This window comes from Flavobacterium frigidum, assembly GCF_048286735.1.
Lineage (GTDB): Bacteria > Bacteroidota > Bacteroidia > Flavobacteriales > Flavobacteriaceae > Flavobacterium.
In genome coordinates, this window is the sequence record NZ_JBLVPU010000015.1 from 20,601 (window position 1) to 35,535 (window position 14,935).

8 protein-coding genes and 1 pseudogene are annotated in these 14,935 nt (G+C 36.7%); 2 read left to right on the forward strand and 7 right to left on the reverse strand.

Annotated elements, in window-relative coordinates; translation table 11 throughout:
• Positions 1-149 precede the first annotated feature (149 nt).
• On the forward strand, positions 150-1,373 hold the full coding sequence (gene odhB / locus ACNQGO_RS09950) for a 2-oxoglutarate dehydrogenase complex dihydrolipoyllysine-residue succinyltransferase (RefSeq protein WP_417985165.1): 1,224 nt from the start codon (positions 150-152) through the stop codon (positions 1,371-1,373).
• Between the two features lie 395 nt (positions 1,374-1,768).
• Positions 1,769-4,657 carry a T9SS type A sorting domain-containing protein gene (locus ACNQGO_RS09955; protein ID WP_417985166.1) on the forward strand — a complete coding sequence of 963 codons (2,889 nt, stop codon included), beginning with the start codon at positions 1,769-1,771 and terminating at the stop codon, positions 4,655-4,657.
• Positions 4,658-4,714: 57 nt separating this feature from the next.
• Here the strand turns inward: ACNQGO_RS09955 and ACNQGO_RS09960 are convergent.
• The 7 genes and pseudogenes from ACNQGO_RS09960 to ACNQGO_RS09990 form a co-directional block, all read right to left on the reverse strand.
• Positions 4,715-5,127 (reverse strand): annotated as a pseudogene (locus ACNQGO_RS09960) (retropepsin-like aspartic protease).
• A 485-nt stretch (positions 5,128-5,612) separates the two neighbouring features.
• Positions 5,613-6,830 carry an RCC1 domain-containing protein gene (locus tag ACNQGO_RS09965; RefSeq protein ID WP_417985167.1) on the reverse strand — a complete coding sequence of 406 codons (1,218 nt, stop codon included), beginning with the start codon at positions 6,828-6,830 and terminating at the stop codon, positions 5,613-5,615.
• Positions 6,831-6,833: 3 nt separating this feature from the next.
• Positions 6,834-7,619 carry a prolipoprotein diacylglyceryl transferase gene (locus ACNQGO_RS09970; RefSeq protein ID WP_417947858.1) on the reverse strand — a complete coding sequence of 262 codons (786 nt, stop codon included), beginning with the start codon at positions 7,617-7,619 and terminating at the stop codon, positions 6,834-6,836.
• Between the two features lie 44 nt (positions 7,620-7,663).
• Entirely contained in the window at positions 7,664-7,891 is a 228-nt protein-coding gene (locus ACNQGO_RS09975; protein ID WP_417947857.1) for a hypothetical protein, read from the reverse strand.
• 201 nt (positions 7,892-8,092) lie between these two features.
• Entirely contained in the window at positions 8,093-8,431 is a 339-nt protein-coding gene (locus ACNQGO_RS09980) for a hypothetical protein (protein WP_417947856.1), read from the reverse strand.
• Between the two features lie 249 nt (positions 8,432-8,680).
• On the reverse strand, positions 8,681-9,502 hold the full coding sequence (locus tag ACNQGO_RS09985) for a hypothetical protein (RefSeq protein ID WP_417985168.1): 822 nt from the start codon (positions 9,500-9,502) through the stop codon (positions 8,681-8,683).
• 420 nt (positions 9,503-9,922) lie between these two features.
• Complete coding sequence (locus tag ACNQGO_RS09990; RefSeq protein ID WP_417985169.1) at positions 9,923-14,932, reverse strand: Ig-like domain-containing protein; 5,010 nt, start codon at positions 14,930-14,932, stop codon at positions 9,923-9,925.
• Between the last annotated feature and the right edge of the window lie 3 nt (positions 14,933-14,935).

Here is a 14,935-nt window from a genome sequence, read left to right on the forward strand (position 1 = left end):
TGCTTTACGTTTCAATCTTTTTATTCGCCGAAAAAGGCGCCTAAAAAGGATTTTCACTGCAATCAGGGCTAAAAAATAGTTTTCATAAAAAATATAGGTTGTTTGAACACAATTTAAAACTTAAAATTCATAATTTAAAATAATAGAACATGATTTTAGAAATGAAAGTCCCATCACCAGGGGAATCAATTAAAGAAGTTGAAATTGCAACGTGGTTAGTAAAAGATGGAGATTATGTAGAGAAAGACCAAGCAATTGCAGAGGTTGATTCAGACAAAGCAACATTAGAATTGCCAGCAGAAGCAAGCGGAATTATTACTCTTAAAGCAGAAGAAGGTGATGCTGTAGCAGTGGGAGCGGTAGTTTGCCATATTGATACAGACGGAGCAAAACCCTCAGGTGATGCGCCAGTAGCTGAAGTTACAAAAACTGTTGATCCCGAAACTTCGGGACCAAAAGCGGCTCCCGTAGCAGCAGCCCCAGCAGCAACTTACGCTTCAGGAACGCCATCACCAGCAGCCAGAAAAATATTAGACGAAAAAAATATAGCGCCAGCATCCATAACAGGAACAGGTAAAGCAGGAAGAATCACTAAGGAGGATGCTGTAAATGCAGTGCCTTCTATGGGAACTCCAACTGGTGGTTCTCGTGGTACAGAGCGTACAAAATTATCGATGCTACGTCGTAAAGTAGCAGAGAGATTAGTAGCTGCTAAAAATGAAACAGCCATGTTGACTACTTTCAATGAAGTAAACATGACGCCAATCAACTTAATTCGTAATGAATACAAAGATGCGTTTAAAGCAAAACATGGTGGGATTGGCTTAGGATACATGTCGTTCTTTACAAAAGCTGTAACCAGAGCGTTGCAATTATTCCCAGATGTAAATAGTATGATGGATGGTGATCACAAGATTGCTTTCGATTTTTGTGATATTTCAATTGCAGTATCAGGACCAAAAGGATTGATGGTTCCTGTGGTGCGTAATGCTGAAAATTTGACTTTTAGAGGTGTTGAAGCCGATATAAAAAGATTAGCACTTAAAGCTCGTGACGGTCAAATCACAGTTGACGACATGACTGGAGGAACTTTTACCATTACTAACGGTGGTGTTTTTGGAAGTATGTTGAGTACTCCTATTATCAATCCTCCTCAGTCAGGAATACTAGGAATGCACAATATTATTGAGCGTCCTATTGCTGTAAACGGCAAAGTTGAAATTCATCCTATGATGTATGTTGCACTTTCTTATGATCACCGTATTATTGATGGTCGTGAGTCTGTTGGGTTCTTGGTTGCTGTGAAAGAAGCCTTAGAAAATCCTTTAGAATTATTAATGGATAACAATCCTAAAAAAGCGTTAGAGTTATAAGTTGACTTTTGTCAAGATATGCTTTCCTATATAGTCCCGTCTGGTTTAATACTCAGGCGGGTTTTTTTTGCGACTTCTGATTTAGAAATAGCTATTTTTTTGCAATTTATTTATTAGTATGGTTTTTAATGTAATAAAAAATTATTTTTTGTTTAAAAAAAAGTTTAAAAAATAATTTATTTACCATAACATTACCACAACATTATTGAATTGTAAAGGTTTGTATTAGTTCTTCTGAATTCCACTAATTGAGACTAAGGTAAGTTATAGTGCTATTTAAGATATATTTTGATCTTGAAAATTCTTTGTTTTGTTGTATAGTTTTTAGATACTTTTCTTATCAGATCGCAACACAATACATTCATAGCTTTGAGAATAACTCTTAACTCAACAATATGAAGAACATTACTCTAATTATTTCCCTGTTGTTTTTTTCGATAGGATATTCACAAAACGCACCAGTTACCTTAGAGACAGGTGAGTTTGGTTCTACTTGGCCCTTTACCACTTTTCAAAATGGAAGTGGAGCAGGATACTCTAAAGTAGCTAATTCATTTCCAGGTGGAATCAACAGTTCTGCAACGGTTGGAAAATTTGTAGCAGGAACTACAGTCTCTGGCGCAGCGCCTTATGCAGGATTTGAAACTACCCATGCTTCGGGTGCAAATGGAATAGGCACTTTTACCTTGAGTGCTTCAAACAGTATTGTAAAAATAATGGTGTACAAAACGGTTATCAGTGATGTGGCTATCAAATTTGCAATAGCAAACGGTGGTGCACAACCAGAAATTAAAGTACCCAATACAAAAATTAACGAATGGGAAGAATTGACTTTTGATTTCTCTGGAAAGATAGGGTTGTTCGAAACTATAAATATTGATCAAATCATACTCTTTTTAGATTTTAAAGAAAGAACTACAGAAACAATCAGTTATTTTGATAACGTAACATTTTCTGCAAAGCCGGCTGCAACTATACCAACAGCTGCTGCGCCAACTCCTACAGTTGCTGCGACTAATGTAATTTCGTTATTTAGTAATGCGTATACCAATGTTACAGTAGATACTTGGAGAGCAGATTGGGGACAATCAGGAAATGTTTTATCTGATATTCAAGTTGCCGGAAATGATACTAAAAAGTATACCGATTTAAGTTATTTTGGAGTAATTACGGAAGCCAATAAAATTAATGCTTCAACAATGTTAAACTTTCATATCGATGTATGGACGCCAAATGTAACTACATTCAAAGTGAAAATAGTCGATTTTGGAGCTGATGGTGCGTACCAAGGTGGTGATGATAAAGAATTTGAAATAACACGTACATTAGCCTTAAGCGGATGGAACAGTTTAGAAATTCCGCTATCAGAATTTACAGGTTTAACAACAAAATCGAATGTTGCACAATTCGTATTTTCAGGTTCTGCTGGAACAATCTACATCGATAATGTCTATTTTAACAAGGTAGCGATAGTGGCTCCACCAGCTGCTGCTCCTTGTGCACCTGTTACATTCGAAACAGGAGAATACGGATCAACTTGGGTTTTGACTTCTTTTGACAATCCATCGGGAGCTTCAACCGCATCTTTATTAGCTCCAAATCCAAATAAAACAGGAATCAATACCTCTAACACAGCGGCAAAATTTACGGCATTGGTTGCAGGGGCTTGGTATACTGGTTTCGAAACAACTCATGCTTCTGGCACCAATGGTATTGGAACCTTTACTTTAAATGAAACTAATAGTACGATAAAAGTAATGGTGTACAAGGATGTAATTAGTAAAGTAGGGATAAAGTTTGCTCGTCCTGATGGCGGTTCTACCGGAGAGATTTCGGTTACTAATACTAAAATAAACGAATGGGAAGAATTAACGTTCAATTTTGCAGGTAAAATAGGTGAAGGTGTTTCTACAGGCATTGATCAAATTATTGTATTTCCAGATTTTATTCCAGAAGGAACAACAAGATCGGCGAATCATGTATGTTATGTGGATAATATCACTTTTTCTGCAAAAATAGCGGCTCCAGTTGTTGCCACTGCGCCTACTGTTGCCGCACCAACGCCTCCAGCTAGAGTTGCAACAGATGTAAAATCTATTTACAGCGATGCTTATGCAGTGTACAAGGCAGGCGATTGGTGTAAGTGTTGGGGTCAGTCTACGGATGTAACTGATGAAGTCATTGCTACCAACAATACAAGAAAATTAAGTAATTTCAATTATCAAGGAATTACATTGCCTGGCGCAGAGGTTTTTGACCTTTCCGATATGACTAAAATGCACGTTGATTTATGGTCTTCTAGTGCAACTTCTGTTAAAATCAATTTAATAAATCCGGGTCCAGTTGAATCTGGAGTGACCTTAACAATTGCAGCAGGTTGGAATAGTTTTGATGTACTATTGAACACTTCTAACTTTCCCGGAATCAACTTTAGTAATGTATTTCAAATGAGTTTGTCCTCTACTCCTGCGGGAACAACGGTTTATTTAGACAATTTTTACTTTTATAAATCAACTGTAGTAGTAACACCAACAGAACCTACTGTTGCAGCAGCAACGCCTACAACTGCGGCAACCAATGTTATTTCTATGTTTAGTAATGCCTATTCAAACATTCCGGTTACCACTTGGAGAACCGATTGGTCAGCTGGAAGTACTTTAACTGAAATGCAAATCGCTGGAAATGACACTAAAAAATATACAAATTTGAATTATTTTGGTGTAGATGTAACAGGTTCGCTAGATGCTTCACAAATGCTGTATTTTCATATTGATGTGTGGACACCAGATTTGACTGCTTTTAGAGTTAAATTAGTAGATTTTGGTGCAAATGGGGTGTATCAAGGAGGTGATGATGTAGAGTTTGAGGTAACGCGTACGCCTACATTATCTGGATGGAACCATTATGATATTCCGCTATCCGAGTTTACCGGCTTGACTACCAAAGCACATATTGCTCAATTAGTAATGTCAGGAGCACCAGCGGGAACTGTTTATATTGATAATGTGTATTTCAGTAAGGTAGCGAGCACGTTAAGTTTGGCTAGTTTTGAAACGGCAAAAGTTATGATGTATCCAAATCCAGTTTCGAATGTTTTAACGATCGAAGCCAATAGTACTATAGAAAATGTGAGTATATATAATATCTTAGGTCAGGAAGTTTTGGTTAAAAATCCAAAAAACAATACTGCAATACTTCAAACTAATGAACTTTCAAAAGGAGTTTATATCGTTCGAACAAGTATTGACGGAAAAGTAGTTATCCAAAAACTGATCAAAGAATAAATTTGTTTGGATTAATAGTAGAATTAGAGCGTATTAGTTTTTGATACGCTCTTTTTTTTATGTCATCAAATACAAATAATGATTGTAATAATCCACAATCGCTTTTCCTTTCATAAAAATATTAGCGCCAATGATTCCATGAACTGGTTTTGCTTTGCGTTGCAGTAAAGCTTCATTAACGTGAGACAAATCAAAAATAACGATATCAAAATTGATGTCTTTCCAAGAACCAAGTTGCAATTGATTTTTTAAAGCCAGTTGGGTAAATATTTATTTGGCGCCAGCACCTGAGGCTTTTGTCTTTGATTTTTTTGCGTCCAATAAAACAAATCAATACTCTCAAATCTTACGCAGCTATTTGAAGCTCCTGTATCCAGAATGAAATTCCCTATCACACCATTGATTTTTGCTTTTATCAAAAGATGCTGTGTTTTAGTAATCTTAAATTTTACTTTTTTGTAGTTTTCCATTTTAATGATTTTAAAGAATTTTCATTTAGAGCGTGTTAATATATTTTATATTACGCGCAGCTACGGATAGAATTACTAAAAAAATATTTTCTGATAAAGCAAAACGTTTCACTGTATGCACTGGGCAAACGTATAAAGTTCTATTTGTCAATAATTTTAATATAACCTTCCTGTTAAACAATAGTTGTTTCAACGGAATTTTTACAAATTAGTTTTTATGTATCACAAGATTCAGATTAACAAGAAAAAAATCTAAAAATCTGTGGTGGTTTTAATAACTCATGCGTTAGTCTTGACTAAAAAATGCACAGAAATATTTATTACAAATACTGCCTATAAAGTGCTTTAATTTACTGATTTTTTTCTCTATGTACTATTTAAAAAATATTCTTAGCGGTTAAGGAGTACAATAATTTTTATCTTAAGCTAAAGTAATCAATCAATATTTTAAGCAATTTTATAGGCAATAATAGTGTTGTTTGTTTTTATTGTGTAACTCTCACAAAAATTTTCTTATTAATATTTGAACCATCTCCTAACTGTCCAAAGTCGTTTTTTCCAGAGCATAATACAGGATTCCAACTAGTAGAAAGAATTGTTAGAGTATGGTTTCCGCCTGCTGATACACGCAAATAATTATCTGTATTGCCAAAGATATTAGCAATTAAAACTGGAGCTAGAATATCAATATTTGTATTATCTCCGGATTGTCCTAAATCGTTTGCACCCCAAGAGTATGCTTTGCTTTGTGAAGTAGTTCCATTGCTACTTATTGCAATGCTATTTAGCATACCCGCAGAAATCATTATCCAATTAGCACTTGTTCCTATTTTAGTAAATGTATTTTGAGATACTATTGAACCTATACCAAGTTGTCCTCTACTATTTGTTCCAGATCCCCACATTGTACCATCTGTTTTTATACCTATAGTATGAAAATTACTACAAGAAATTGTTTTCCAAGTAGTTTTACTGGCAACATTAGCTGTTGATAATGGCGTTAGACTCCCTTTGGTATTTCCTGCACCAACTCCAAACTGTCCTTCGTCATTACTACCCCACATAAAAAGTGTTCCGTCAGTTTTTATACCAGCAGAGTGGCGGTCACCTGCAGACACAATCATCCAATCTGTATCTTTACCAATTTTTACATGCGTACTTTTATTGACTATTGTTCCGTCGCCCAGTTGTCCAGTATTGTCATTTCTGCCCCAAGCCCATAAAGTTCCATCAGTTTTTATGGCTAGACTATGATTGCTTCCAGCAGCAATATATTTCCAGTCATTTGCAGTTCCAATTTGTATGGGCTCTTTTTGTATAGATAGTGTCCCATCACCTAATTCTCCATAACTATTGCTTCCCCAAGCCCATAATGTTCCGTCTGTTTTTAGAGCTAAATTATGGTAATGTCCAGCTGAAATTTTATCCCAATTTGTATCTGTTCCAATTTTTTCAGGGTTGCTTGTACTCGTTGAAATGCTGCTATTTCCTAGCTGTCCGGTTGTGTTTAAACCCCAAGACCATAGTGTCCCATCTAGTTTTTTAGCAATTGAGTGGTCATGTCCAGCTGAAATTTCAGAATATGCAATGGGATCTCCTATAGTGTTTCCTAGTAATTCTCCAGAACAACTTGGGCCTATTGTAAGGGTAGCTGCTACAAGTAATAGCATTGGCAAAATAAATTTTAAGAATTTTTTTTTCATTTTTTAGTTATTTAAGTTAGTAATATTTTGTTTTTTTAATTTGGTATAAAAAATAATGGAAGCAACTAGTAAAAGAAATCCAATAAATTGGGAGTGAGAAACAATATCCTTGATAATAAAACCTCGGCTATCTCCCCTAAAAATCTCGAGAATGGCTCTAGATATTCCATATAAACTTATATATATTAAGAAAATTTGCCCATGAAATTTTTTCTTTTTTTTGATGATATATAACATTGTTAATAGCCCTAGTAAAATAAACACCTCATAAAGTTGGGTAGGATGTACCGCTATATGATTTGTTGCTGGAAACGTCACCCCAATTATGCTATTTGTAGGTAACCCATAGCAACATCCTGCATAGCAACATCCAAAACGACCAAACGCATGAACTATTAAAGTAGTTATTGCTAGAATATCCAGCATGGGTAAGACGGGGATGTTCCGTTTTTTTAGATACCCAACAACAACCGGGATTATGGTTACAAATGAGCCATAAAATACAAAACCACCTGAAAAATTATCTAATAATAAATTGGGATTGTACCAGTAATAACTCGGATTTTCTAGGTAATAAAATAATTTTCCGCCTACAAACCCACTGATGAAAATTAAGTAAAAAAAATTGTTTGAAAGATTTTGTATTCCTAGATCTTTATATGCGGCTTGCTGGGTGTATATACCTGTAATTAAACATCCTAGCGTTATACAAAACGCATAGGTGTAAATCGTAATTTGTGTGTTACTAAGAAAATCGGGAAGAGTAAAATGGAATAGTTCGGGATGCATAGTTTAGAGTTTATTGGTGTTTCCTGCTCGAGCAGTTTCTTTTGCTATTGCTTGTGCGTTGCCACCAGCCTTTGCTTGCCTTTTATACCACAACTACCACAACCTTGTACAGCAGGATCCTTAATCCCTTTAACTGTTTTTTGTAGTATTTGTCTGTTAGTTGTGACAGTATTGGTTTTTGCTACGTTGCTTGTAGAAGTTCCTGCGCTGACAACTTTTCCTTTAGTTTTGACTTCTATAGCTTGTGCATTTACATTAGCATAACAGCACAATGTGATAATTGCTGTTACAATGATTGTTTTTAGATTTCTAATAGTTTGTAGAAATTAATTTTCCAATAAAACTATCGGTAACGGCCATGTATTCCAAACACCATTTGCGATAATACGAAACGACGGGTTTGGAATAAGCCATGCTCTTAAATATTGTTGTCCAAAATTAGCTTGATTACTTAAAAGAGTTATTGAGTTAACTTAATAAAGCCAAACAAGTGGCGATTTTGCGATAGTCATACCTGACGATACATTATATGTTGCCATATAATCAAAACTTAAGCATTGCTCAAAACCTTTTGTTATCCAGTTTCCTGAAAAATCAATATAATTTATTACGAATGATGGACCGCTTCCGTCTTGAAGTTTTAAGTAATTTTTATGTTGTATGTCAGCTCCTTTTGTAACGGTTGAGTAAAATGGTACCCAATTGTTAAAATTGTAATTTCCTTCATGGTCAATACATGTTTGCGCTTGCAAACTTTGTCCTAAAAACAGAGTCATAACGAGTATTCTAAGAATTATTTTAATGTTTCTCATAATGATTTTAGTGTTGTTAAGTTGACAGTGAAATAATTTTTGGTATTGAGTCTGGTATGAATTATAAATTTGTTGTGAAATACATTTTTTTAGCGTAACCGCACACTTTCTTTCTACTGTTCGTAACTATTATTTTATATTCTTGGAAAAAACAAATGCAGGACAATAAAAATAGAGTCGATATTTTTTATAATTTCTCTTTTGATAGATAGAGTTGTTTAATTATATTCTTGATATTATACCTCATTATTACATACCACCAAAACCAAACATTACTCCAAAATTAAGTCCTAAAGCACTGTATTTTGCATCACTTGAAGTGGTAGTGTATGTGCCTGCATCCATTTGTGCAACGCTGAAAACGGTTTGAGTATCTGAATCCCTTTCAGGCTCAAAGGTATTAGTGTTTTTTTTCGCAGTCTGTCCCATTAAATAATTTACTTCGGTCCAAACGCCAATGGTGTTACTAATCACGTAAGTAAGTCTAGCTCTCGGTATAAAACCAACTCCAGAAATTTTACTTTCGTTTTGCGAAACTATAACATAAGTCTTGTTATAGTCAGCCACTGCACCTCCGCTAATCAGGGTGGTTTGTGTCGCTTTGGATTCGTTTTGCTTTGTACTCAAAAACCCAAGTTGAAAAATAGGACTAAATACAAAATGATTAGCAAAATGAATATTAAATTGTGGTCCAACTCCAATAAAATAGCCTGAATTTTTGCTGTCGCCAGACGATGTGACCGTACTCGAAATTTGATTACTAATTGAATAAGGTTGCGGCAAAGAACTTTCAAATGGATCATTATTTCCAGTAAAATATTGACCGCCTATATTAAACCCAATCGAAAATCCTGGTTTGCGGAGGATTGTTTGTGAATAATCTAATGCTATTCCTCTTGTTTTCCCATAAAGTCGTTGGTTGCTGTTTATATTAGGATTATTAAAACTTCCACCAAGATAAATGACTTTATATTGACAACAGCCACGTTGATGTGTATGTGATTTCACCCCTTGATCCTTAATTCCCTTGGCGATTTTTTGTGCTTGCATTGTCTGTATGAGTAGTATCATCACAAATAGCAGTTTGAAGTTTGTTTTAATAGTTTTATGGTTTTGTATAAAATAAAGCTATGGTTTACAGGATATACAAACCAAAACAATTTAGAATACGGTAGGTTTCATTTAGGGAACGGTAAAAAAGGGTGTTGTATTAGAAAATAAAATCTTGATAATTGTCTTGATTGATGATTTCAAAATTAGCATCAGGATATGATTTTGCGAATTCGGTTGGGATTTTTGTTTTACTTTTTTCATCTTTTATTTAGTAAACAATGCCCAAAGTTTATTAATCAAATTGTGCCCTGTTTTTTTTAAATTTTGCATCTTTCATTTTTTTAAAATTATAATCAATTTATCTTCTTGTAATATTCTAATTCCTGACTTCTAAAAATCAAAACCACGAAATTTAACGCGGCTTTGAATCATAGTTTTTTATTTTTTAATAACCTTGCTAGTGGCAGTTCCTTGATCAGAATTTACTTTAAATAAATAGGTAGCTGATGGAAAACCAGAAACATCAATAACAGTAGTGTTGTCTAGTTTTTGATTTAATAGTATTCTACCGTTAATGTCTGACACTTGCAAATTAGCATTGTTCAAGTTGTTTAGTTCGATTGTAACATTACCTGCAGTAGGATTTGGGTAAATTTTTAGGTTGTTTTTCACCTCAAAACTATCAGTGCTCAAATTGCCTACACTGATATTTAAAGTTGTACTAGTGGTACCGCCCATAGTATGTGCAGTTATAACATAGTTAGTTGCTGGCGATGAAGCTGTTGGGGTGCCACTTATTATTCCTGTTGTAGAGTCAAAACTTAAACCTACTGGTAAATTTGGCGAAATTTCATAACTTGTAAGTGTAATTTTTCGTATTTTATCATTTTTACTATCAGCTACATATATATATCCTGATGAATCTAATGCAACCCCATTAGGAAAATCAAAAGAAGCAATTGCAAGTGAGCCATCAGTAGAACCAAATACTCCATTAATACCAGCAACGGTAGAAACAATTCCAGCTGGTGTAATTTTACGAATAATCTGATTATAATGATCTGCTACATATATATTTCCTGCAGTATCTAAGGCAACATCTGAGGGTAGGTAAAAACCAGCGGTTGCAGCTGGACCGTTAGTATAACCTCTTACTCCACTTCCAGCAACGGTAGAAACAACACCAGCGGGTGTAATTTTTCGAATTTTATTATTACCTGAATCTGCTACATATATAATTCCTGCAGTATCTATGGTAACGCCAGAAGGGTCTGAAAAACTAGCGGTTGCAGCTGGGCCGTCTGTTGCACCCGCTGACCCATTACCAGCAAAGGTAGAAACAACTCCAGCGGGTGTAATTTTACGAATTTTGTTATTGAAACTATCTGCTACATATATATTTCCAGAAGCATCTACGGTAACGCCAGAACAGCCGTAAAAACTAGCGTTTGCAGCAGGGCCGTCATTAGAACCCGCCAATCCACTACCCGCTATGGTAGAAACAATTCCAGCTGGTGTAATTTTACGGATTTTGCGACTACCTATATCTGCTACATATATATATCCTGTAGCATCTATGGTAATGCCAGAAGGGCCGTAAAAACTAGCGTTTGCAGCTGGGCCGTCTGTTGCACCCGCTGATCCATTACCCGCAAAGGTAGAAACGACTCCAGAAGGAGTTATTTTACGAATTTTTTGATTGTAAGTATCTGCTACATATATATCTCCTGTAGCATCTACAGTAACGCCAGAAGGACGGTAAAAACTAGCGCTTGCAGCTATGCCGTCTGTAGATCCTATTGCTCCACTTCCTGCAAATGTGCTAACTCCGCTAAGTGGTATTGGGCAACCCACATTAATAGGACTTAGCGGATTTATGCTTGTTCCAACTGTAAAATTATTTGGAGTACCATACGAAATTGAAGGATTTGATGTTATTGTGACCGCCACAGCTGTTTTCGGGCTCTCGCAAATATTCACAGTTTGTGATACATAATAGGTTCCTGTGGTTAGTAATGTAGTTCCTACCAAAGAAGCTCCTATTGGAGTTGCATACCAACGAAGGTTTGTTCCAGAAGCTACGAGATTTGCAACTGTTGCTGTACTGCACAACGTTTGTGCATTAGCCAATGGAACAGGAGTATTATTGACTATAATTGACACTGCTGTTCTAGTACTTTCGCAACCGTTTGTTGTTGCTGTTGCATAATACGTGCCTGTATTCAGGGTTGTGTTTGTCAATAAAGCAACTCCACTACTTGAAGTTGCATACCATGCTAGGGTTGTTTCAGGTATAGTTTCTGGAACGGTTATACTAGCAATACTACCAAAACCGCAAAATGTTTGTGCAGCAATAATTGGTGGTGCTGTTACATTTATTGTGATTGCCACCGCAGTTCTTGGACTTTCACAACCGTTTAAAGTTTGAGTTACATAATATGTGCCCGTTGCCAATGCTGCAGTGCCTACTAATACTGATGTACTGCTTGGATTTGCATACCATTTTATAGTTGTTCCTGTAGCTACTAAATTTGCTACAGCTGCTGCATTACAAAAAACTTGAGCCGCAGCCATTGGAGCAGAAGTAGTATTTATCGTAACCGCTACTGAGCTTCTTCCACTTTCGCAACCGTTTAAACTTTGCGATACATAATAAGTGCCCGTTGCCAATGCTGTTGTCGCAACTAATGGACTACCGCCCATTCCATTTGCATACCATTTTATCGCTGTTCCAGTTGCAATTAAGTTCGCTACCGTCGCTGCATTGCAAAATGCTTGAGCAGAAACTATTGGTGCTGTTGTACTAGTAATCGTTACCGCTACCGAGACTCTTGTGCTTTCGCATCCGTTTAAGGTTTGAGTTACATAGTATGTACCAGAAGTTAATGCTGTTGTTGCAACTAATGCACTACCGCCTGTTGTTGTTGTTGTTGTTGTTGCATACCATTTTATAGCTGTTCCAGTTGCAGCCAAATTTGCTACTGTAGCTGCATGGCAGAAAGCTTGTGCAGAAACTATTGGTGCTGTTGTACTATTTACTGTTACTATTACTGCTGTTCTTGCACTTTCACAACCGTTTAAGGTTTGAGTTACATAATAAGTCCCCGAAGTTAATGCTGTTGTGCCTAACAAAGCTACTGTGCTGCTTGGATTTGCATACCACTTTATGATTGTTCCTGTTGCAATTAAGTCTGCTACCGTACCAGCATTACAGAATGCTTGATCTGCAGCCGTTGGTGCTGTTGTACTATTCAATGTTACAACTACTGCGGTTCTTGCACTTTCACAACCGTTTAAAGTTTGAGTTACATAATAAGTCCCCGAAGTTAATGCTGTTGTGCCTAATAAGACTGATGTACTGCTTGGATTTGCATACCATTTTATGGTTGTTCCTGTTGCAACTAAATTGGCTACAGTTCCTGAATTACAAAATGATTGCGCAGCAGCAGTTGGAGCAGGAGTGGTATTTATAGTTACAGATACCGCTATTCTAGCACTTTCGCACCCGCTTATCGTTTGTGATACATAATACGTTCCTGTGGATAATGCTGTTGCTACAACTAAAGGTGTTGTGCTTCTTGAAGTTGAATACCATTGAATTGTTGCTCCAATAGTTTCTGTAAATGTTAAGCTAGCTATCGTTCCTGAATTGCAAAATGTTTGTGCTGCAAACGTTGGAGCTGGAGTGGTATTTATTGTAACCGCTACCGCTGTTCTTGCACTTTCGCAACCGTTTAAAGTTTGCGATACATAGTACGTTCCTGTCGCTAATACAGTTGTTCCCGCTATAACAGTATCTCCCGTTGGGTTTGCATACCATTTTAGGTCAGTTCCTGTTGCAACTAAATTAGCTGCCGTTCCTGAAACACAAAATGCTTGTGCAGCAACCGCTGGAACTGGCGTGGTATTTATAGTAACCGAAACCGCTGTTCTTGTGCTTTCGCAACCGTTTAATGATTCACTTACAAAATAAGTGCCTGTTGCCAGAGCTGTTGTTGTAGGCAACGCTGTATTTCCAACTAGACTTGTATACCATTGCGGTGTAGTTCCTGTAGCTGTCAAATTTGCAATAGTTGCTCCACTACAAAATGTTTGTGCAGCAGAAGTTGGTGCTGTTGGTGGTGGAGTAGTACTCACTGTAACTGCTACTGCAGTTCTTAAACTCTCGATACCGTTCTCTGTTTGCGACACATAATACGTCCCTGTCACTAATGGTGCAGCTCCTGCCAAAGCCGCACCTAATGTTGCGTTTGCATACCATTGTAGTGCCGTTCCTGTCGCAACTAGATTCGCTACTGTTGCGCTACTACAATAAGTTTGAGCTATTGCTTGTGGTCGCGATGTTGGGCAATTTATTAGCGTTGGTATGTTTTTATTTGCTGTAGTACCATCGCCAAGAACACCATAAGCGTTATAGCCCCAAGAATAAGTGCCAGTAGCGTTTTGTATAAAGGAATGACTTGATCCAGCCGACACAGTTTGTGCTGAAGTAGTTGATAACAAAGGTGTTGTTTGTGTTGTCAAAGTACCATTTCCCAATTGCCCGCTACTATTAACTCCCCACGCCAATAATAATCCGCCAGTTTGTGTACCACCAGAAAAACCTGTGCCTCCTCGAACAGAAGTCCAAAGTGTTGACGTGCCTATTTGGGTTGGAACATTTTTTTTAACAGTAGTTCCGTCACCAAGTTCCCCATACTGATTTTTGCCCCAAGCCCATAATGTGCCATTAGTTTTTATTGCTAGTGAATGAGATTCCCCTGTGTCAATTGAACTCCAATTGGTATCTGTACCTATTTGTACAGGTGCGTTTTTTTGCACAAATGTTCCATCACCTAATTGCCCATCATTATTTGTACCCCAAGCCCATAAAGTGCCATCTGTTTTTAATGCTAAAGTAGAACTGTAGGTATAATTGGAAACATGTAATGATATAGAAGACCAATTTGTATCTGTACCAATTTGTGTGGGAATTAGTTTGGTTACTGTCGTTCCATCTCCAACCTGACCAACAGCATTGTAACCCCAAGACCATAAGGTGCCATCTGTTTTTATTGCCGTAGATACCTTGGTTCCTGCTGCAATTGTTAACCAATCCGATTGCATGCCAATTTGTTTAGGCAATATAGAAAAATCACCTGCAATTCCGCTTCCAAATGAACCGTCCGAGCTTAGTCCCCAAGCCCACAAAGTGCCATCTGTTTTTATAGCTAATGCGTGAATAGATCCCGCCGAAACGGCTTCCCAATTTGTACCAGTCCCAATTTGTGCAGGGGTAGAAACATCACCTGCTCCGCCTGTTAAAAAATCACGCCCCCAAGCCCATAAAGTTCCATCTTGTTTTATTGCAAGGGTATTTTGAGTACCTGTAGAAATAACTTTCCAGCATTGAGCATTTCCGTTTATTGCAAAAAGGAGTAAAAAAATAAGGAGTATAGTTTTTTTCATAGT